Here is a 1,758-nt window from a genome sequence, read left to right as displayed (position 1 = left end):
TCTTAGGATTTGTACCTAAGATATACAAATTTGCGAATGTCAATTTCGCTAGTAAATTATGTAACTAACATCTCCCCGATGTTAGTTACGGATAACAGAGTCAACAGACTTTTTAAAATGAGAGTTTGATCCTGGCTCAGGATGAACGCTGGCGGCGTGCCTAATACATGCAAGTCGAACGCATTGTCGTGGTTATGATTTGTTAAGCTTGCTTAACATTGATTAATCGCCATACAATGAGTGGCGAACGGGTGAGTAACACGTGGGAAACCTACCTCTTAGCAGGGGATAACATTTGGAAACAGATGCTAATACCGTATAACAAATAAAACCGCATGGTTTTATTTTAAAAGATGGTTCTGCTATCACTAAGAGATGGTCCCGCGGTGTATTAGCTAGATGGTGAGGTAATGGCTCACCATGGCAATGATACATAGCCGAGTTGAGAGACTGATCGGCCACATTGGAACTGAGACACGGTCCAAACTCCTACGGGAGGCAGCAGTAGGGAATCTTCCACAATGGGCGCAAGCCTGATGGAGCAACGCCGCGTGTGTGATGAAGGGTTTCGGCTCGTAAAACACTGTTATAAGAGAAGAACGTCAGTGAGAGTAACTGTTCATTGAGTGACGGTATCTTATCAGAAAGGGACGGCTAAATACGTGCCAGCAGCCGCGGTAATACGTATGTCCCAAGCGTTATCCGGATTTATTGGGCGTAAAGCGAGCGCAGGCGGTTATTTAAGTCTGATGTGAAAGCCTACGGCTCAACCGTAGAATTGCATCGGAAACTGGATGACTTGAGTGCAGTAGAGGAGAGTGGAACTCCATGTGTAGCGGTGAAATGCGTAGATATATGGAAGAACACCAGAGGCGAAGGCGGCTCTCTGGACTGTAACTGACGCTGAGGCTCGAAAGTGTGGGTAGCAAACAGGATTAGATACCCTGGTAGTCCACACCGTAAACGATGAATGCTAGTTGTTAGAGGGTTTCCGCCCTTTAGTGACGCAGCTAACGCAGTAAGCATTCCGCCTGGGGAGTACGACCGCAAGGTTGAAACTCAAAGGAATTGACGGGGGCCCGCACAAGCGGTGGAGCATGTGGTTTAATTCGAAGCAACGCGAAGAACCTTACCAGGTCTTGACATCTTTCGCTATCTTAAGAGATTAAGAGTTCCCTTCGGGGACGGAATGACAGGTGGTGCATGGTTGTCGTCAGCTCGTGTCGTGAGATGTTGGGTTAAGTCCCGCAACGAGCGCAACCCTTATTACTAGTTGCCAGCATTTAGTTGGGCACTCTAGTGAGACTGCCGGTGACAAACCGGAGGAAGGTGGGGATGACGTCAAATCATCATGCCCCTTATGACCTGGGCTACACACGTGCTACAATGGATGGTACAACGAGTCGCAAAGTCGCGAGGCTAAGCTAATCTCTTAAAGCCATTCTCAGTTCGGATTGTAGTCTGCAACTCGACTACATGAAGTCGGAATCGCTAGTAATCGCGGATCAGCACGCCGCGGTGAATACGTTCCCGGGCCTTGTACACACCGCCCGTCACACCATGAGAGTTTGTAACACCCAAAGTCGGTGGGGTAACCTTTTAGGAGCCAGCCGCCTAAGGTGGGATAGATGATTAGGGTGAAGTCGTAACAAGGTAGCCGTAGGAGAACCTGCGGCTGGATCACCTCCTTTCTAAGGATAATACGGAAACTTACACATTGTTAAAACTTTATTTAGTTTTGAGAGGTCTACTCTCAAA

1 rRNA gene is annotated in these 1,758 nt (G+C 47.8%); it reads left to right on the top strand.

The window, feature by feature from the left end:
- Positions 1–113: 113 nt before the first annotated feature.
- A 16S ribosomal RNA gene (locus JOC59_RS09230) occupies positions 114–1,691 on the top strand.
- Positions 1,692–1,758: the final 67 nt, after the last annotated feature.

The sequence above is a fragment of the Periweissella beninensis genome (assembly GCF_016908275.1).
GTDB classification, from domain to species: Bacteria; Bacillota; Bacilli; order Lactobacillales; family Lactobacillaceae; genus Periweissella; species Periweissella beninensis.
Note: the sequence above shows the minus strand (reverse complement) of the source record. Positions and strands in the feature narration are given on the sequence as shown.